General features: G+C 68.3%; 15 protein-coding genes, 1 other RNA gene and 1 pseudogene. 6 read left to right on the plus strand and 11 right to left on the minus strand.

Translation table 11 applies throughout. The features are described 5' to 3' along the window. Nucleotides 1–1,045 (minus strand): 16S rRNA (cytosine(1402)-N(4))-methyltransferase RsmH (rsmH, locus tag LL962_RS18065; RefSeq protein WP_228317933.1); only part of this gene is annotated, 1,045 nt, incomplete at its 3' end. A gap of 14 nt (nt 1,046–1,059) precedes the next feature. Then, a complete protein-coding gene (mraZ, locus tag LL962_RS18070; RefSeq protein WP_005910933.1) occupies nt 1,060–1,515 on the minus strand; it encodes a division/cell wall cluster transcriptional repressor MraZ in 456 nt (151 codons plus the stop codon). Between the two features lie 313 nt (nt 1,516–1,828). Here mraZ and LL962_RS18075 point away from each other — a divergent pair, with 313 nt between their 5' ends. Together LL962_RS18075 and LL962_RS18080 are read left to right on the plus strand one after the other, a co-directional pair. After that, nucleotides 1,829–2,605, plus strand: a complete 777-nt coding sequence (locus LL962_RS18075; protein ID WP_228317913.1) for an NRDE family protein — start codon at nt 1,829–1,831, stop codon at nt 2,603–2,605. Next, nucleotides 2,596–2,748, plus strand: a pseudogene (locus LL962_RS18080) (CcdB family protein); the annotation flags it as partial. The gene LL962_RS18075 and the pseudogene LL962_RS18080, both read left to right, overlap by 10 nt. Before the next feature lie 593 nt (nt 2,749–3,341). Here LL962_RS18080 and rnpB read toward each other — a convergent pair. Together rnpB and rsmI are read right to left on the minus strand one after the other, a co-directional pair. Beyond that, nucleotides 3,342–3,768, minus strand: an RNA gene (gene rnpB, locus LL962_RS18085) — RNase P RNA component class A. A gap of 137 nt (nt 3,769–3,905) precedes the next feature. Further along, a complete protein-coding gene (gene rsmI / locus LL962_RS18090) occupies nt 3,906–4,727 on the minus strand; it encodes a 16S rRNA (cytidine(1402)-2'-O)-methyltransferase (protein ID WP_228317914.1) in 822 nt (273 codons plus the stop codon). An 82-nt stretch (nt 4,728–4,809) separates the two neighbouring features. Between rsmI and LL962_RS18095 the strand changes: the two genes are divergently transcribed. From LL962_RS18095 to LL962_RS18110, 4 genes are read left to right on the plus strand one after another with little or no spacing between them, the layout of a single operon-like run. Beyond that, the gene (locus LL962_RS18095) at nt 4,810–6,540 is read left to right on the plus strand and encodes a penicillin-binding protein activator (RefSeq protein ID WP_228317915.1); all 1,731 of its coding nucleotides are present in this window, start codon (nt 4,810–4,812) and stop codon (nt 6,538–6,540) included. 5 nt (nt 6,541–6,545) lie between these two features. Then, a complete protein-coding gene (locus tag LL962_RS18100; RefSeq protein WP_228317916.1) occupies nt 6,546–6,914 on the plus strand; it encodes a YraN family protein in 369 nt (122 codons plus the stop codon). 29 nt (nt 6,915–6,943) lie between these two features. Further along, nucleotides 6,944–7,483, plus strand: a complete 540-nt coding sequence (locus tag LL962_RS18105; RefSeq protein ID WP_228317917.1) for a metal-dependent hydrolase — start codon at nt 6,944–6,946, stop codon at nt 7,481–7,483. Then, nucleotides 7,480–8,865, plus strand: coding sequence for an FAD-binding oxidoreductase (locus LL962_RS18110; protein ID WP_228317918.1), 1,386 nt, complete (start codon nt 7,480–7,482; stop codon nt 8,863–8,865). The genes LL962_RS18105 and LL962_RS18110 overlap by 4 nt, the downstream gene beginning before the upstream one ends. Before the next feature lie 13 nt (nt 8,866–8,878). Here LL962_RS18110 and LL962_RS18115 read toward each other — a convergent pair whose 3' ends face one another. The 7 genes from LL962_RS18115 to LL962_RS18145 form a co-directional block, all read right to left on the minus strand. Beyond that, a complete protein-coding gene (locus tag LL962_RS18115; protein WP_228317919.1) occupies nt 8,879–9,595 on the minus strand; it encodes a response regulator in 717 nt (238 codons plus the stop codon). Beyond that, on the minus strand, nt 9,585–12,245 hold the full coding sequence (locus tag LL962_RS18120) for a sensor histidine kinase (protein ID WP_228317920.1): 2,661 nt from the start codon (nt 12,243–12,245) through the stop codon (nt 9,585–9,587). Before LL962_RS18120 ends, LL962_RS18115 begins: the two co-directional genes overlap by 11 nt. A 218-nt stretch (nt 12,246–12,463) precedes the next feature. Further along, the gene (gene kdpC, locus LL962_RS18125; protein WP_228317934.1) at nt 12,464–13,057 is read right to left on the minus strand and encodes a potassium-transporting ATPase subunit KdpC; all 594 of its coding nucleotides are present in this window, start codon (nt 13,055–13,057) and stop codon (nt 12,464–12,466) included. Nucleotides 13,058–13,087: 30 nt separating this feature from the next. Further along, complete coding sequence (gene kdpB / locus LL962_RS18130) at nt 13,088–15,136, minus strand: potassium-transporting ATPase subunit KdpB (RefSeq protein WP_228317921.1); 2,049 nt, start codon at nt 15,134–15,136, stop codon at nt 13,088–13,090. 12 nt (nt 15,137–15,148) lie between these two features. After that, on the minus strand, nt 15,149–16,963 hold the full coding sequence (gene kdpA, locus LL962_RS18135) for a potassium-transporting ATPase subunit KdpA (protein ID WP_228317922.1): 1,815 nt from the start codon (nt 16,961–16,963) through the stop codon (nt 15,149–15,151). Nucleotides 16,964–16,978: 15 nt separating this feature from the next. Further along, nucleotides 16,979–17,071: a potassium-transporting ATPase subunit F gene (locus tag LL962_RS18140; RefSeq protein ID WP_104584937.1), complete on the minus strand. Its 93-nt coding sequence runs from the start codon at nt 17,069–17,071 to the stop codon at nt 16,979–16,981. Nucleotides 17,072–17,585: 514 nt separating this feature from the next. Continuing rightward, a complete protein-coding gene (locus tag LL962_RS18145) occupies nt 17,586–19,166 on the minus strand; it encodes a CocE/NonD family hydrolase (RefSeq protein ID WP_228317923.1) in 1,581 nt (526 codons plus the stop codon). Between the last annotated feature and the right edge of the window lie 13 nt (nt 19,167–19,179).

Consider the following 19,179-nt stretch of genomic DNA (forward strand, 5'->3'; position numbering starts at 1 on the left):
GGACCCGGGAAGAACCAAAGCCGGTGCCCGACGGGTCATGGCTGTCGCTGTCGCTGTCGCTCTTCCCGGGTCCCCGGTCCCCGGTCCCGGGTCCCGCCAGCTTCTCAGCCACCCGCAACACCGCGCTGCGGGCGCGCGGGTTGACGCTCAGTTCGGCGTCATCGGCCTTGATGGCGCCGCTGATCAGCTGCAGCGTGGGCACGAACGGCTGCGCTTCGGGCAGGCGGCGGTTGCTCGGCGGGGCCTTGGCGTAGCGGGCCATGAACTGCTTGACGATGCGGTCTTCCAGCGAATGGAAGCTGATCACCGCCAGCCGGCCGCCCGGCTTGAGCGCGTCCAGCGCAGCGTCCAGCCCGGCTTCCAGATCGTCCAGTTCGCGGTTGATGTAGATGCGGATCGCCTGGAAGCTGCGGGTTGCCGGATGGGTCTTGCTGTCGCCGCGCGGCATCACCGAAGCGATCAGATCGGCCAGCTGTGCGGTACGCAGCAGCGGCTGTTCGGCACGCCGCGCCACGATGGCGCGCGCGATGCGGCGGCTCTGGCGTTCTTCGCCGTAGGTCCACAGCACATCGGCGATCTCGCGCTCGCCAGCCTGCGCCAGCCACTGCGCCGCGCTCTGGCCACTGTCCGGATCCATGCGCATGTCCAGCGGGCCGTCCTTGCCGAAGCTGAAACCGCGCCCGGCCACGTCCAGCTGCGGCGAAGACACCCCCAGATCCAGCAGGATGCCGTCCACCGTCGCGGCCGCGACCACCTGACCGAGCGTGGCGAAACTGCCGCGATGGATGGACACGCGCGCATCGCCACCGAACCGTTGTTCGGCCACTGCGATCGCGTCGGGGTCCTTGTCCATCACCAGCAGTCGACCTCCCGGTCCAAGGTGTTCCAGCACGCCGCGTGCGTGTCCGCCACGCCCGAACGTGCCATCGAGGTAGGTTCCGTTGTCGATCACCTGCAGGCCGTCCAGAACCTGCGTGTACAGCACCGGCACATGCGCCGCCGGCGGCTGCGACACCGGGTGACCGGGCTGCGCTTCACCGCGCATCCGGGCACCCCGGCTCACAACCTGAGATCGAGCAATTCATCGCCCAGATCCCCGTCAGACAATGTCTGCTGGATCAGTGCGCGATGCGCCTGCTCGCTCCACAGTTCAAACTTGTCGCCCATGCCCAGCAGCACGGCTTTTTTCTCGATGCCCACCGCGTTGCGGTGGCTGGCAGGAATGCTCAGGCGGCCATTGGCGTCCAGCTCCAGCACGGCGGACGAGCCCACCAGCTTCTGCTGCAGCGTGCGGACCACGCGCTGGGTATTGGGCTTGGACATCACATCGTCGCGCACCCGCTCCCACTCCTTTTCCGCGTACAGCCACAAGCATCCGGCTTCGAACGGGTTGTAGGTGAGCACCAGGCGATTGCCGCTCACGCGCGCGACCAGGTCGCGATAAGCGGTAGGTACCGCCATGCGCCCTTTGTCGTCCACCGTGATGGCAGTCTCGCCCTGAAACACCGAATGCAACCTCGAATCACCGCTGGGGATCATTGAACCACGAAAAACCACAAAACACCTGGTTTTCCCTCCGATGCCCACCTTAGCAGCGCGTCAAAGGTTGTCAACAACTTTGATGACCCCAAATCGCCAGTCACATCAATGAGTTGCAGCAATCTTTAGAGACTTGTTCAAAGCTTATCCACAAGTTGCTGTTTCGTCTCAGATTTTGAGATTGAACGAAAATTCAGGGCGGTGAAGACCATGTAAACCCGACCCCGGTCTCACTTCACGTTGCGTCAGCTGCACACCGCAACTGCGCAAACCGGCGACAATCTGCAACATGTGCCTGGTTGCCCTTGCCTGGAAATCCCACCCGCGCTGGCGCCTGTTGCTGGCCGGCAACCGCGACGAATTCCATGAGCGTCCGACCGCCCCACTCGCGCGCTGGGCAGCACCCGCCGACAACGTGCTGGCCGGGCGCGACCTGCGCTCGGGCGGCAGTTGGGTCGGGTTGGGCAACGACGGCCGCGTTGCGGTGGTCACCAACGTGCGCGACCCGCTCGCCACTGCCTCGGGCCGCTCGCGCGGGCACCTGATTGCGGACTATCTGTCCGACGGCCTGGATGCCGCCGCGTACGCCCACGCGCTCGCTGGCGCCGCGCACGCGTTCCCGCCGTTCAATCTGCTGCTGTGCGACGCAGACCGCTGCGAGCACCTGAGCAACCACCCACCGTTGGCGCGCCAGCTGGAGCCAGGCATCCACGGCATGTCCAACGGCCTACTGGACGCGGCCTGGCCGAAGACGCGCGCCTTGACCGATGCCCTGCACGACTGGTGTCGCGTCGGCAGCGACGACCTGCAACCCCTGTGGGACGCGCTGGGCAACCGTGCCACCGCACCCGATGCGGTCCTGCCCAGCACCGGCGTGGATCTGGCCACCGAGCGCCTGCTCTCGGCGGCCTTCATCGCCGGCCCGGCCTACGGCACCCGCGCCAGTACCGTCGTGGCGATGGACCATCGAGGCCAGGGATTCATTCACGAGCGCCGCTTCGGCCCGAATGGGATCTTCCAGGGGCAGACCCGGCTGGAAATCACCAAAACGCGCTACTCACCGTGACTGGCCAAAGCGTCATCCTGCAACCGCTGGAAATGACCTCCGTGCCGCTGGCCGCCCTCAACACAGCGGCCGGCACATTGAAGGACCAGGGCCAGAGCATCATCGACGCACTGGGCGAGCTATTCACCCGCTCGTTCGGTTGAGCGCGATACAGAAAACGCCTCAAACAAGCCGCAGCAACGCACGCAGCGTCCGCCGCGAGGGCAAAGCCCAAACCAAGCACCAATGAGCGAAGCACCGGATCGCCTGGATCGCAGACGCGGCTGCACCAAGTGCTCGCCCCCATCCGCCCTTCGGGCACCTTCCCCCGCAAGCGGTGGAAGGGAACCGGCAGGCAGTCAATTGCAGTGCAACCGCCAGGTCCACGCGAAGCCAGAAGTCCCTCTCCCGCAGCCACAGGTGTCCCTTCTCCCGCCTGCGGGAGAAGGTGGCGCGCAGCGCCGGATGAGGGCAGCACCGTCGGTGCCAAGCGCTGCAGGCATGACGACCTGCGGCGCCGGAGTGTGGGCGCCCCCCCATCCGCCCTTCGGGCACCTTCCCCCGCAAGCGGTGGAAGGGAGTCGATCACGTAGTGCGCAGCGCCCCCGCCAACGAACTATCTGCAAGCCCCCTTGAGTCAAGGGGGCGCGGCGACAGCCGCGGGGTTGTGGCATGCCCGGAGCCGGGGCCCGCGTTTTGTACCGCCGAAGGCGGTACGAAGCGTGGGCGCCTTTTTTGGGCCTACGCCCAAAAAAGGCGGCGGAGCCGGCCGATAAGCCGGGTTCTGTCGTGGACAGTCATTCGTCTAGGCGCTACGTCACCGCAGCGCTCAAGCAACCTACCCGGATCCAGCGCGGGCCACGCCAATGGATCCCTATTTGGTCTTGCTCCAGGTGGGGTTTGCCGTGCCGGTCCGTTACCGGACTCGCGGTGCGCTCTTACCGCACCATTTCACCCTTACCGGCCCCTCGCCACCCCTCTGCGGCCTCCGAATGCACTTGGCGATGCAATGCATCGCTGACATGCTCCGGTGGCGACAGAGGGGTGACGAGGGACGTAGGCGGTATCTTTCTGTTGCACTTTCCGTCGGCTTGCGCCGCCCAGGCGTTACCTGGCACCTTGCCCTATGGAGCCCGGACTTTCCTCGGCACCCTTGCGGGTGACGCGACTGTCTGGCCGACTCCGCCAGCGCGCATTCTACGCTATCGCCGGCATGCGAGACGGCGCGACGATTCCGAGCGCGCCACTGCACGCCAGAAACTCCCGGGCGCGAGGGGCCGACCGAGCAACCCTGGGCAGGCACGCCCCTGCCACCACAACCCTAACCGCCGTACAGCGCCTTGCGCGGCGCCCCGGTCAATTCGGCGGCAAGCTTGGCGGCGGTGGACGGCGGCAGGTGTTCGGCGAGCTTGGCATAGACACGGCGGCCTTCGGCGAGCTGGCCGTCGGCGGCGTCGGCGGCGCCCTGCACCATCACCACGAACTCGCCCTTGCGCTGGTTGTCGTCGGCTTCGATCTGGGCCTGCACTTGCGCCAGACTGCCGTCGAGCACGGTTTCGAACAGCTTGGTCAGCTCGCGCGCGATCACCGCCGGGCGGTCGTCGCCAAAGGCAAAGCGCAGGTCGGCCAGCGACTCGACGATGCGGTGCGAGGACTCGTAGAACACCAGGGTGCGGGTCTCGCCGGCCAGCCGCGCCAGGCGTTCACGGCGGGCGGCGCTCTTGGCCGGCAGAAAGCCTTCGAAACCGAAGCGGTCGCTGGGCAGGCCGGCGACGCTGAGCGCGGCGATCGCCGCGCACGCGCCGGGCACCGGGCTGACCTTGATGCCGGCCGCGCGGGCGGCACGCACCAGCTTGAAACCCGGGTCGCTCACCAGCGGGGTTCCGGCGTCGCTGACGATGGCCAGCGACTCGCCCTCGCGCAGCCGCGCCACGATGCGCTCGGACATGGCGTCTTCGTTGTGGTCGTGCAGGGCCAGCAGCGGGCGGTCGATGCCGAAATGGCCGAGCAGCTGGCGGGTATGGCGGGTGTCTTCGGCGCAGATCGCGGCCACGCCACGCAACACCTCCTGCGCGCGCGGCGACAGGTCGGCCAGATTGCCGATCGGCGTGGCGACCACGTGCAGGGTTCCAGGGGACATCATCAGCGGTCTTCCGGGGGCAAAGGGTAGAATCGTAGCGGTTTTCCACGGGCCGCCCTGGCGACCCCTGTCCAATGGATCTGAAATGAACAAGCGTGTTGCAAGGATCTCCGCCCTGTCGCTGCTGGTCATGCTGGCCGCCGGTTGCGCCACCAGCAGCGTGACCCAGACCGCATCGCCGACGCAGAGTGCGGCGCTGGCGTTGCTGGACCAGGGCAAGCCGCGCGAGGCGGCGCAGCAACTGGAAGCCGAGGCCGCCAGCGCCAGTGGCGCACAGCGCAGCCGCCTGCTGGCCGCCGCCGCATTCGGCTGGCACGACGCCGGCGACGACGCGCGTGCACGCACACTGCTGGCACAGGTCAACGCACGCCATCTGGGCGGTGAAGAACGCGCCCGCTTCGGCCTGCTGACCGGCGAACTGGCGGTGCTCGACAAGCAGGGCGCACAGGCGCTGCAGGCGCTGGGCGACAGCCCGCAGGGATTGCCGCAGCCGCTGCAGACGCGCTGGCTGCTGGCCCACGCCGCCGCACTGGAAGCCAACGGCGACCTGTTCGGCGCCGCCGCCGACCGGGCGCGCGCCGACGCCAGCCTGACCGGCAACGCGCGCAGCGAGAACCAGCGCGTCATCGTGCGCCTGCTCGCCGCGCTCGACGACGCCACGCTCAAGGGCCGCACTGCCGCGCTGCCGGCCGGCGACCCGCTGTACAACTTCGCCGGGCGCGCGTTGATCAGCCGCGGCCTGGCGCTGCCCCGCGCCTTCGAGCGTGATGCGCAATGGGGCTTCGACACCAGCAAGCGGCCGCCGGCCGAACGCGACGGTTATCGCCCACCGGTCAAGCTGGGTGTGCTGCTCCCCCTCACCGGCAACCTGGCCACCGCCGCCGCGCCGGTGCGCGATGGCTTGCTGGCGGGCTATTACGCCGAAACCCGCCGCCGCCCCGAGCTGCGGTTCTTCGACACCGCAGGGACCGCCGCCGGTGCCAATGCCGCCTACGACAAGGCGGTGGGCGCGGGCGTGGACTATGTGGTCGGTCCGCTGGGCCGTGACGAAGTCAGCGCACTGTTCGCGCGCGGTCAGCTCGCCGTGCCGGTGCTGGCGCTCAATCGCCCCACAGACAACAAGGCTCCCCCCACCGGCAGTGCCGGCTTCTCGCTGGCGCCCGAAGACGACGGCATCATGGCCGCCGAATACCTGCTCGCGCGCGAGCGCCGCAACGTGTTGATCGTCGGCACTAGCGACGACAACGGCAAGCGCACCATCAAGGCCTTCCGCGACCGCTTCACCGAACGCGGCGGCAGCGTCGCCGGCAGCATCAGCGTGGCCGATGCGCCCGGCGACATCGGCGCGCAGCTGCGCAATTACGGCACCGCCGATGCGGTGTTCCTGGCGGTGCGCGGCAATATCGCGCGTGCGCTGGCCCCGCAGCTGGCGCTGGCCGGTTTTGCCGGCAAGTCGCGCGTGGGCACGTCGCAGCTGGTGGCTGGCACCGGCAAGGTCGAAGACGACCTGGCCCTGGACGGCATGATCTACCCCAGCGAAACCTGGACCGCCCTCGGGGTGTCCGGCCTGCCGGCGGCCAGCCAGGTGGCCAGCACGCTGCCCAGCGCGCGCGGCCCGGCCGCACGCCTGTTCGCGTTCGGCTACGACGCCTGGAAGATCAGCGCCTATCTGGAGAAACTGGCGACCGGCACCGATGGCGGCCTGCGCGGCGCCACCGGCGTGCTGCATCTGGATGGCTTCGGCAATGTACTGCGCACGCCCGCCTGGTCCACCTTCAGCGGTGGCCGCCCGACCCCGATCGCCGACGGCCGCTGATCCCCATGCCGGCAGCGCGCCAGCAACGCGGAGCGGCGGTGGAAGCGGCTGCGCGCGCGTTGCTGGAACAGTCCGGGCTGCGGCTGGTGGCGGGCAATGCCAACTACCGCGGCGGCGAACTGGACCTGGTGATGCGCGACGCTCAGATGCTGGTGTTCGTGGAAGTGCGCTACCGCCGCGATACCCGCTTCGGTGGCGGCGCGGCGTCGGTGGATGTGCGCAAGCGCCGCAAGCTGGTGCTGGCCGCGCAATTATTCCTCGGCGCGCACCCGGCGTTGGCGTCGCTGCCGTGCCGCTTCGATGTGGTGGACGCCAGCGGCGATCCGCCGCAACTGCACTGGATCCGCGACGCCTTCCGCGCCGACGAGTGCTGATCACCCCCGAGACGCGCACCGACGTTCCGATGCCGACGATCATGACCCACGCCGCGGTGCCGCTGGCGCTCTGGTGCGCCAGTGAACGCGGCCGCCTGTCGCCACGCCTGCTCATGGCCGGCGTCGTGGCGGCGATGCTGCCCGATGCCGATGTATTGGCCTTCGCGCTACAGATCCCATATGCCGAGGCCTTCGGTCATCGCGGTGCGAGCCATTCGCTGCTGTTTGCCGGCCTGGTCGCATCGCTCGGCGGCCTTGCGCATCGCCCCCTGCGTGCGGACGCCTTGCAGGCGGCCGCCTTCCTGTTCGTCTGCACCGCATCGCACCCGGTACTGGATGCGATGACCTCCGGCGGGCTTGGCGTCGCCTTGGCGTGGCCGTGGAGCGAGACGCGCTGGTTCGCACCATGGCGGCCGATTCGCGTGTCGCCGTTCGCCAATGGATTCTTCAATTCGCGCGGCCTCTCCACGCTGCTCTCCGAGCTGCGCTGGGTGTGGCTGCCGTTCACCGTCGCAGTGCTGGGCTGGAAATGCATCCAGCGCACGGCACCACAGGATCACCCGTCATGACCGATGTGCTTCCCACTGCCCTGGCCGCATTGCTGGCCGCGCGGCTTGGGCCCGATGGCTGGTTGACCGGCGACGACGCACGCCGCCGCCATGGCGAGGACGATTCGCGCCGCTGGGCGCTGCCCGCCGCCGTCGCCTTGCCGCGCGATACCGAGGATGTGGTGGCAATCGTGCAGGCCTGCCGCGCGCATGGCGTGCCGATCGTGGCACGCGGCGCCGGTACCGGCACCACCGGTGCGGCGGTGCCGTTCTGCGGCGGCGTGGTGCTCTCGCTGGCACGCATGAATCGCATCGTGGCGCTGCGCCCGCAAGACCGCTGCGCGGTGGTGCAGCCCGGCCTGCTCAATGGCGATCTGCAGCAGGCCCTGCAGCCGCATGGGCTGTTCTGGCCGCCGGACCCGTCCAGCGCGGAGATCTGCAGTATCGGCGGCAATCTCTCCACCAATGCCGGCGGCCCGCGCGCGGTGAAGTACGGCGCCACCCGCGACAACGTGCTCGGCCTGGTGGCCGTCACCGGCACCGGCGAGGTGATCCGTTGCGGCGGCGCCTACACCAAGAATTCCACCGGCTATGACCTCACGCATTTGTTGGTGGGTAGCGAAGGCACTCTGGCGATCATCGTCGAAGCGACCTTGAAACTGACCCCGCGCGCGGTGGTGCAGGCCGGGCTGCGCGCGCTGTATCGCGATGCGGCCAGCGCCGCGGCTGCGGTATCGCGACTGATGGCGCAACCGACCACGCCGACCATGCTGGAATTCATGGATGCCAGCGCGATCGCGCTGCTGCGTCGCAATGGCAGCGACGTGCCCGACGCCGGCGCGATGCTGCTGATCGAAGCCGATGGCGACCACGACACCCTGCCCTATGCGTTGCAGGCGCTGCATGACGCAGCCGATGGCGAGGGCGTGCTGAGCCTGGACGTGGCCGCCGACGGCAGTGCGCGCGACAAGCTCTGGGCCGCACGCCGTGCGTTATCGCCGGCACTGCGCACCATCAAGCCCGGCAAGATCAACGAAGACGTGGTGGTGCCGGTCTCGCGCATTCCCGAACTGGTGGCCGGCGTGGAAGCACTGGCGGCGGAATTCGCACTGCCGATCGTCGCCTTCGGCCATGCCGGCAACGGCAACCTGCACGTCAACATCATGTACGACCCGGCCGACGCCGACGAAGACGCCCGTGCGCATGCCGCATTGCCGCGGTTGTTTGCCCTGGTCCTGGCACTGGAAGGCACGCTCTCCGGCGAGCACGGCATCGGCGTGGCCAAGCGCGATTTCATGGCCCAGGCCTTCAATCCCGCCACGTTGTCAGCCATGCGCGCGATCAAGGCGGCGCTGGATCCGGATGGGATTCTCAATCCGGGCAAACTGTTGCCGGACGCCTAGTGACAGGCTCACCTCAACGCGCCACCCCGATAAACCGCAAGCCCACCCCCGGTTCGGTGACGATGTAGTGCGGGGCGGCGGCATCGTCATGCAGTTTCTGGCGCAGCTTGCCGACCAGGATGCGCAGGTAGTGGGTGTCTTCCTCGTGGGTGGGGCCCCACACTTCGCGCAGTAGTTGCGGCTGCGTCACCACGCGGCCGGCGTGCTTGAGCAGCAGCGCGAGCAAGGCGTATTCCTTGCGGCTCAGCGGCACCGCTTCGCCATCGAGGGTGACTTCGCGCAGGCCCAGGTGGATATGCAGGCGGCCATCGTCGAACACGCTTTCTTCCACCGTGCTGCCGGCGCCTGCCTGGCGCAGCAACGCGCGGATGCGCGCCATCAGTTCCTGCACGCCGAAGGGTTTGGTGACGTAGTCGTTGGCGCCGGCATCGAGTGCGGCGACCTTTTCGGCTTCGCCCGCGCGCACGGTGAGCATGATCACCGGCACGCTGGACCACTGGCGGATCTCGCGCAGCACCTCGTGGCCGTCGCGATCGGGCAGGCCGATGTCCAGCACCACCAGTTCGGCGCCCTGCCCGGCCAGCGTGGCCAGGCCTTCTTCGGCGGTGCCGGCCTGCAGCACGCGGTAGCCCTGCGCACGCAGGCTGATGTCGAGAAAACGGCGGATCTGCGGCTCGTCGTCGACGATCAGCACGCGGGCGGGCGGGATGGCAGCGGGGTCAGTCGGCATCGGGGCGAGGTGGCGCGGCGGGAACGAGCAACGGCAGCGTAATGCGAATCGTGGTGCCGTGACCATGCGCACCTGCCAATGCCTCCACGCTGCCCCCGTGCGCGCCGATCATGCCCTGGCAGATGGCAAGGCCCAAGCCGGTGCCGTTGCGCCCGCGGTCGCCACGTTCCACGCTGTAGAACATGTCGAAGATGCGCGCGCGCTCGTCTTCGGGAATGCCCGGGCCCTGGTCGCCGATGTCGATCTGCAGTGCGCCGGCACGCAGCTGCGCATGCACGGTCACCGGCACACCGGCTGGCGAAAATTTCGCCGCATTTTCCAGCACGTTGAAGATGGCCTGCTCGACCAGCGCCGGGTGCACCCAGATCGCCGGCAGGTCGGCAGCCAGGTCCAGCTGCAGGCGCACCTCGGGCTGGTAGCGCTGCAACCGGCGCGTGGCAGAGCCGATCAATTCGTCCACGCCGATCCAGTCGCGATTCAAGGTCAGCCCGGTGTGGCCGAGCCGGGTCATGTCGAGCAGGTTCTGGATGTAGCGGTCCAGCCGCTCGCCCTCGAGCTGGATGGTGTCGAGCAGACTGTGGCGGTCGTGCGCGTCCATCGCATCGCCGTAGCTGGCCAGGCTGCTGGCCGAACCGATCATCGAGGCCAGCGGCGAGCGCAGGTCGTGCGACACCGACGACAGCAACGCCGAGCGCAGGCGCTCGGTTTCGCCACTGACGCGTGCGCCTTCCAGATCGGCGACCAGGCGCGTGCGCAGCGCCGCCTGGCCGATGTCTTCCACCATCGCTTCGGCCAGCCGGCGTTGCTCAAGGCCAGGCCGTTGCGCGGCCTGTCGAAAGCGCAGCGCAGCCACGCCCAGCGTGCCGCGTTCGTGGCGCACCGGCAGGCACCACCACTGCGCCCCGGCCAGGGTATCGGTAAAGCGGCCGGCCGGCTGACCGTGGCGCTGGGTCCACTCTGCCGCGCTGCGGTCCAGCGCACCGAACCCGGGCGGCGCCTCGCTCTCGCGCTGCTCCAGGCGCAGCCAGACGTCGGCATCCAGCGCGGTGGCCAGCGCGCGACGGCCCGCTTCCAGCACCTGGCCCAGATCGGCAGCAGTGCTGAGCTGGCGGGCCAGCGCCTGCAACGCGTTGGCGTGCGCATTGGCGGCGCGCAAGGCCAACACCTGGCTGCGCAGGCGCGAGGCCAGCCGCCCGGCCACCAATGCGGCGATCAGGAACAGGCATACCGTCACCACGCCCTGTCGCGCGCTGATGTGCAGGGTGAAACGCGGCTCGATGAAGAAGAAGTTGTAGGCGACAAAACTCAGCAGCGCAGCGATCACTGCGGCTGCCATACGCGTGCGCGAGGCCACCAGCACCACCGCGACAATGAACACCATCGACAGGTCGTCGATGTCGGTCCAGCGTTGCAGCAACCACGCCACGCCGACCGCGCCGGCCGCGGCGATCGCCGCAAAGGCCAGGTCGTAGCGTTGCAGCCACTGGCGCGGGTTACGCCAGCGCTGACGCGCACGTGCGCGCGCATCGGCGGAGCTGACGATGACCAGTTCGTAATGCGCGCCACGCTGCAGCAATTGCTGGGTCAGCGTGCGGTTGAACATGCGCGCCAACGGACGTTCGCGGGTACGCCCCAGCACCAGGGTGGAAACGCCGTTCTGCGAAGCGAAATCCAGCAGTGCCTCGGCGACGTTGGCGCCGTGCAGCAGGGCGGTATCGCCGCCCAGCCGGCGCGCGAGGGCGAAGGCGCGATCGATCTCCAGCTGCCAGTCCGCATCGGCCACGGTGCGTGTCTGTACCGTGGCGACCGTCCACGGCGCATCGCGGCGCTCGGACAGCCGCCGCGCCACCCGCACCAGATACTCCGAACTGCCGCGGCCATCGATGGCCACCACCACCCGCCGGCGCAACGCGGCGGTGCCTGGCAGGCCGCGCGCGCTCTGGGTGTCGCGCAGATCGCTGTCGACACGATCGGCGGCGGTCTGCATCGCCAGCTCGCGCAACGCGGTGAGGTTGGACGGGGAGAAGAATGCCTGCAGCGCCTGCGTGGCCTGCTCGGGCAGATACACCTTGCCTTGCTGCAGGCGCTCGATCAGCTCGCGTGGCGGCAGGTCCACCAGCACGATGTCGCGCAGGCGGTCGAACACTGCATCGGGCACGGTTTCGGACACGCGCACGCCGGTGATGCGCAGCACGATGTCGTTGAGGCTTTCCAGATGCTGGATGTTGATCGTGGTGAAGACGTCGATGCCGGCATCCAGCAGCTCGACGATGTCCTGCCAGCGCCGCTCGTGGCGACTGCCCGGCACGTTGCGATGGGCCAGTTCGTCGATCAGGGCCAGATCGGGCTTGCGGGCCAGCAGCGCATCCAGATCGAGCTCTTCCAGTTCCCGCCCCTGATAGCTCACCCGCATGCGCGGCAACAGCGGCAGGCCGTCCAGCAGCGCGGCGGTTTCGCTGCGCCCATGCGTCTCCACTACCCCGGCCACCACATCCACACCCTGGCGCAGCCGCTCGCGCGCGCGCGACAGCATTGCGTAGGTCTTGCCCACGCCCGGCGCCGCGCCGAGGAACACCGTCAGCCGCCCGCCGCGTTCGCGTTGCAGTTCGCCGATCAGGGCATCGGCGTGTTGGGTGCGGGCGTCGGACATGGGGGCGGGGATTCGGGATTCGGGATTCGGGATTCGGGATTCGGGATTCGGGGTTGGGGATTGGGGGCGGGACCCGGGAAGCGTAGCGCGCAACGCTGCGCGATAACGGCGCTTGCCGTTCATGCCATCGGGGAGACACAACGCACAGGGCTGAGGTGCCCATGCTTTACCGGGTCCTGGGTCCTGGGTCCCGGGTCCCGGGCCCCGAGCCCCGAGAGTTACCGGTCCCTCGCAGCATCCAGCGCCAGATTCAGCGCCAGCACATTCACCCGTGGCTGCCCAAGCAGGCCGAACTGCGGTTGTTCGGTGGCGGCCTGCAGGAGTGCGCTAACGCGTTGTTCCGGCCAGCCGCGGGCCGCGGCGATGCGGCGCACCTGGACCTGCGCGCCGGCCGGGCTCAGGTGCGGGTCCAGGCCACTGCCGGACTGGGTCAGCAGTTCGCCGGGCACCGTCTCCGGTGCGATGCCGTCGCGTGCGGCGACCTCGGCACGGGTGCTGGCGATGCGAGCCTGCAGGTCGGGATTGGAACGCGCCTGGTTGCTGCCCGCCGCTGCAGTGGGATCGTATTTGGCCGCAGACGGGCGCGGCTGGAAGTAACGCGCATCGGTGAAAGGCTGCGCCACCAGCGCCGAGCCGACCACCTGCGCATCGGAACGCAGCAGCGAGCCGTGCGCCTGCGCCGGAAACAGCGCGCCGGTGATGCCGGTGGCAACCAGCGAATACATGAGACCCAGGCCGAGCAGCGTGAAGCCTGCAAGGCCGAGCGAGGCACGCAGAGCGCCCCCGTCACGCAATGGCAGTGAAGCGAACATGGCAGTGTGTTTGGACGAAGTGGTCATGACTCAGGTACCCAGGGTGGCGGCCAGCGCCAGGTCGATCAGTTTGATGGCCACGAACGGCAGCAACACACCGCCCAGGCCGTAGATCAGCATGTTCCGGCGCAACAGCGCCGTGGCGCTGGAAGGACGGAAGCGCACGCCGCGCAGCGCCAGCGGAATCAAGGCTGGAATGATCAAGGCGTTGAAGATCAGTGCCGCCAGCACCGCATGCCGCGGGCTGGACAACTGCATCACGTTGAGCGCGGTCATCGACGGAATCGCAGCGGCGAACAACGCAGGCAGGATCGCGAAATACTTGGAAACGTCGTTGGCCAGCGAGAACGTGGTCAAGGCGCCACGCGTGATCAGCTGCTGCTTGCCCACTTCGACCACCGCCAGCAGTTTGGCCGGATCCGAATCCAGGTCGACCATGTTGCCGGCCTCCTTGGCCGCCTGCGTGCCGGAGTTCATCGCCAGGCCGACATCGGCCTGGGCCAGCGCCGGTGCATCGTTGGTACCGTCGCCGACCATCGCCACCAGCCGCCCGCCGGTCTGCTCGGCACGGATGCGTGCCAGCTTGTCCTCTGGCCTTGCCTGGGCGATGTAGTCGTCCACGCCGGCCTCGGCGGCAATCGCGGCAGCGGTGAGCGGGTTGTCGCCGGTGATCATCACCGTCTTGATGCCCATCGCACGCAACTGCGCAAATTTCTCCTTGATGCCCTGCTTGACCACGTCGCTCAGCTCTACCACGCCCAGCACGTGCCGGCCTTCGGCCACCACCAGCGGAGTGGCACCGCCGCGCGCGACTTCCTCGATGCGGCCCTGCAGTTCCGGCGAGACCGTGGCGCCCTGCGCCTGCACATGCGCCACGATCGCATCGCCCGCCCCCTTGCGGATGCTGCGGCCACCGAGATCGACGCCGGACATGCGCGTCTGCGCGGTGAAGGCGATGAAATGTGCGCCCTCCGGCTCGACAGCCACCGCACCCTGCTGGCGTGCCAGCTTGACGATCGACTTGCCTTCCGGCGTCGGGTCGGCCAGCGAGGCCAGCATGGCCGCGTCACGCAGCTGTGCGCGATCGACGCCGGCCAGCGGATGGAACGCGGTGGCCTGGCGGTCGCCGTAGGTGATGGTGCCGGTCTTGTCGAGCAGCAGCACGTCCACGTCGCCGGCCACTTCCACCGCCTTGCCGGACTTGGCCAGCACATTGGCCGACAGCGCGCGGTTCATGCCGGCGATGCCGATCGCCGGCAACAGCCCGCCGATGGTGGTCGGGATCAGGCACACCAGCAGCGCGATCAGCAACAGCGGGTCCAGCGTGACGCCGACGAAGCCGGCGATCGCCGGCAGCGAGGCCACCACGATCAGGAAGGTCAGCGTCATCGCCGCCAGCAACAGGGTCAGCGCGATTTCGTTCGGCGTCTTCTGCCGGTTGGCGCCCTCCACCAGCGCGATCATGCGGTCCAGGAAGCTGTGGCCCGGCTCGGCGGTCACCTTGAACACGATCTCGTCGGACAGCACGCGGGTGCCGCCGATCACGCCGCTGCGGTCGGTGCCGGCTTCGCGCAACACCGGTGCCGATTCGCCGGTCACCGCCGCTTCGTTGATGGTGGCAAGACCACGCACGATCTCGCCGTCGGCCGGGACGAACTCGCCCTCGGAGACGATCACGTACTCGCCCGGGCGCAGCTCGGCTGCCGGCACCCGCGTTTCGCGCCCACCGAGCGCGCTGTCCACCCGCCGCGCCACCAGATCCTTGCGTGCACGACGCAGCGAGGCGGCCTGGCCGCGCCCGCGCGCTTCGGCGATGGCTTCGGCGAAATTGCCGAACAACACCGTCACGAACAGGATCGCGGTCACCGCCCAGCCGAAGCCGGCATGCGCGTGCCCGCTGGCGGTGATCACCGCCGCCAGCACCGTGCCACCCATCACCACCGCCATCACCGGGCTGCGCAGCAGATGCCGCGGCGCCAACTTGAGAAAGGCGGCACGCATCGCCGCAACCAGCACGGCGGCATCGAACAACGCTGCGTCACCGCGCTCGCGTTTTTCAGTCGTATCGATCGTAGACATTGCTCAAAACTCTCAGGACGCCGCCAGGGCGAGATGTTCGGCGATAGGACCCAGCACCAGTGCGGGCATGAACTGCAGCACGGTCAGCACGAGCACGATCGCCATCAGGGTCAACGCAAAGGTGGGCGTTTCGACCTGCAGGCTACCGGCCGATTCCGGCGCACGCCGCTTCACGGCCATGCGCGCGGCCACCATCAACGGCAGGATCAATGCCGGGTACCGCCCCAGCGCCAGCACCACCGAACAGCTCAGGTTCCACCAGTACGTGGCATCGCCCAGGCCTTCGAAGCCCGAGCCATTGTTGGCGAAGGCCGAGGTGTACTCGTAGAACACCTGGCTGATGCCATGGAAACCGGGATTGGAGTTGGCCGTGAACGCAGGCACCGCCAAGGTCACCGCAGTGAAGCCCAGCACCACCAGCGGCTGCAGCAGGATCAACAGCGCCAGCAACTGCACTTCGCGCGCTTCGATCTTGCGCCCGAACAATTCGGGCGTGCGCCCGGTCATCAAACCGGCAAGAAACACGCTCAGCAGCAGATACACCACGAACTGCTGCAACCCGCAGCCGATGCCGCCCCAGATGGCATTGATCAGCATGTCCACCAGCGTGACCAGGCCACTCAATGGCGCCAGCGAGTCGTGCATCGCATTGACCGAACCGTTGGAGGTCTGCGTGGTCAATGCTGCCCACAGTGCGGACGCATCGGCGCCGATGCGTACTTCCTTGCCTTCCATCAGCGCTGGCGATATGGCGCTGGCCGAATGCGCTTCGGTCCACAGCAACAACGCCGTGGACGCCGCGGACATCGTCAACATGGTCCCGAACACCAAAGCGGTGAGGCGCTTGCGCCCGGTCAGATAGCCGACCATGAACACCACGCTCATCGGCAGCAGCACCAGCGCCAGGGTTTCCAGAAGGTTGCTCAGCGGCGTGGGGTTCTCCAGCGCCACCGTGCTATTGGGCCCGTACCAGCCGCCGCCGTTGGTGCCGAGCTGCTTGACCGCCACCATCGACGCCACCGGGCCTACCGGGATGGTCTGCTTGGCCATACCGGCGCCGCTGTCCAGCGGCACTGCAGTGGCCGCACCCTGCAACGTGGACGGCACGCCCTGCCAACCGAGCAACACCGTCCACAGCAGGCACAGCGGCAGCAGCACCCGCACGCTGGAACGGATCACATCGGCCCAGTAATTGCCGACGTCGGCTTCGGGCAAGGTCTGCGCCCCGGACATTGCCGGCTGCGATCCCTGCCGCCGCAACGCCGGCTCCGCATCGTCCTGCACGGTCATCCCTGGCCGGGCGCTCGCGGTCGCGTCCGACGCCGACCAGGCATCAGACGAACCTGCGGCGGCTCGCCCACCGAACAAGGCACGCAGCGTCGCCACCGCCAGCGCCAGCCCCATCATCGGCGTCACCACCTGCAGACCGACAATGCCGGTCATCTGCGACAGGTACGACAACTGCGATTGGCCCGAGTAGTGCTGCTGATTGGTGTTGGTGAGGAACGACACCATGGTATGCAGCGCGGTATCCCACCGCATGTTGGGAATGGCATCGGGGTTGAGCGGCAGCCACGCCTGGGTCATGAACACCACCCAGGTCAGCAGGCCGACCACCAGGTTGCTGATCAGGAACGCCATGGCATAACCGCGCCAGGACATGCCCTGCTGCGGGCGTGTGCCGAGCAGCGCGTACAGGGGCCGCTCGATCAGCCCGAACACGCCATCGCCGCGCATCGGAGCACCGCGCATCACCGCCGCCATGTACCGGCCCAGCGGCCACGCCAGCACGATGGCCAGCACGTAAACAAGAAAGGTTTCAGTCATTGCAGCGCACTCGCATCAGAAGTCTTCGGGCCGCAGCACCACGTACAACAGGTACGCAGCGGCCACGAGTACGGCCAGGCCGCACAGCAGGGACAACCAGGCAGGCATGTCGGCTACTCCCCGAAAGACGCGCGAGCGTGCGATGGACCGCCCGCAGCTGCAGGCAGTTGGGTGATGACGACAGGGCAAGGCGCTGCCGCACCGCGCGCGCAACGCCGGTGGGGCAGACAAGTCAAGGGATGCATCGGAATCGTCCACGGCGGAACCGCTCCGCCAACCTGCGCAGTGTCTTCCCCGGCTGCGTAAAATCGCTACGGACCTACGCTGGCCACCGCGTAAATTCCGCATAAATCACCCACTGCAGACGATCCCCGGGGACGATGGCCGGAGCTCGAAACCGATATGCGTGGGAATCATGATGACCTCGGCAGGAAGCGGCATCCCTGCGCTTCCACGCCTACGCTTCTGCTGTGGTCCTTGCCTGTACACCGTCGCGTGACCTTACGCGGCATGGATGCCGCGTCAGCGCCGACAGGGACCTCACTTGCAGCGTGTTCCGCGATGGTGGCCGGCAAGAACCTGCAGCAAAGGCGCAGCACTGCGCCTGCAGAGCTGCAACGCCTTACCGCAGCGGCACCGTCAACACCGACGGGGTTGCGGCCGGCGAGGTGAAGGTCACCGTGCCGCCGCCATCGCTGGCATCGGTGTAGCGCGCATCGCGGGTATCGACGACCAGCACCAGCCGCTGCCCGGCCGGGATTTCGGTGGCAGCGGCCTGCAACGGCCAGTCCAGCGTCACCGCACGGCCGGCAGTGACACCGCGCAGCGAGTAGGGTGCATGGGTCACCAGCTGCGCCACGCCCAGCGCGTCCATGCGGTAGAGATACGCGAACAGACTCACGTTCGCCTGGCTGGGCACCACGGTCACGCGCAGCGACGGGCTGCCGGCCAGGCGTCGCGTACTGCTCGATGGCGCGCCCACCCAGACGGCGGCACCGGCGCGATTGACCAGCGGAATCGAGGTGGTCACCGGCACGCCGATGCCCTGCAGCAGACCGCTGACCAGCACCACGCCGGAGTCGGCCAGGGTGGGCACATCGGTGGCGATGCGCGACTGCCAGCCACTGGCGTTCCCGCCGATCAGGCCGCCGGTGGGACTGAGCAGGCCCGTAGGCGCAGAGAGGCCCAGCCGGGTGCCGCCCTGCTGCACCGCCGCCCAATCCGCGAACTCCAGCCATTGCCCGGCGCGCGGCGACAGCCGCACCGGCGCTTCGGCATCCACGCCGTTGTTGCGCTGCTTGAGATGGCGATCGAACCAGCGCGTGGCCGCAGTGTAGATCTCGTTCGGCAGGCCCAGCGCGCCCGGCAATTCGGTCGTTGCATGGTCGCCCTGGCTCAGCAGCAACTGTTTGGGTCCACGCAACCGATTGAAGAACGCGACGGTCTGGTTGGGCGGGAACAGGCCATCGTTGAAGGCGTTGCCCAGCAGCACGGCAGTGCGGTTGGCGTTGAGTGCGTCCACCCCGCTGGCCGGGCTGCGTGAGGCGGCCTGCGGCAGGAAACCCTGCACCGCGCCGTCGTAATCGCCTGCGGCGACCCGTCGACCGATCTGTGCAAGGTCGGGACCGGGCCGGCCGGTCAACGCGCCCGCCCCGACCAGCAGCCCGACACCCTGCTGGCTGACCGTGCGATTGGAATACAGCGAGGCCTCCAGATCGGCCCAACCGCTGAGCGCGGCCACTGCCTTGATGCGTGGATCGCGCTCGGCCGCGAGCAGGCTGATCCCGGCCCCGTACGAGATCCCCGACGCGCCGATCGCATTCGGGTTGGCCGGCGTATGCGCCAGCGCCCAGTCGATCACTGCGCTGACGTCTTCCACCGTGTCCGGCCCGGCGATATCGATCTGCCCGGCCGAATCCCAGAAGCCACGCGAGGTGTAGCTGACCACCACGTAGCCGTCGCTGGCCAGCTGGGTGGCGCGGCCGAGATACTCCAGATTCGGCAGCGACCAGCTGGCCGGCATCACGATCAGCGGAAACGGCCCGGCGCCCTGCCCCTGCGGCACCAGCACCAAGGCTCCCATCTGCGCACCATCCCAGCCGGGGATGCGTTCGTAGGTCTTGCGGAATGCGCCCGCCACTGCCGACGCCGATGCCATCAGCAACGCCAGGACGGCGATGCCACGAATCCAACGCTTGCTCATGCTGCTGTCTCCA

Origin of the sequence: Xanthomonas sp. NCPPB 1067, from assembly GCF_020783795.1 — a bacterium.
Lineage (GTDB): Bacteria > Pseudomonadota > Gammaproteobacteria > Xanthomonadales > Xanthomonadaceae > Xanthomonas > Xanthomonas melonis.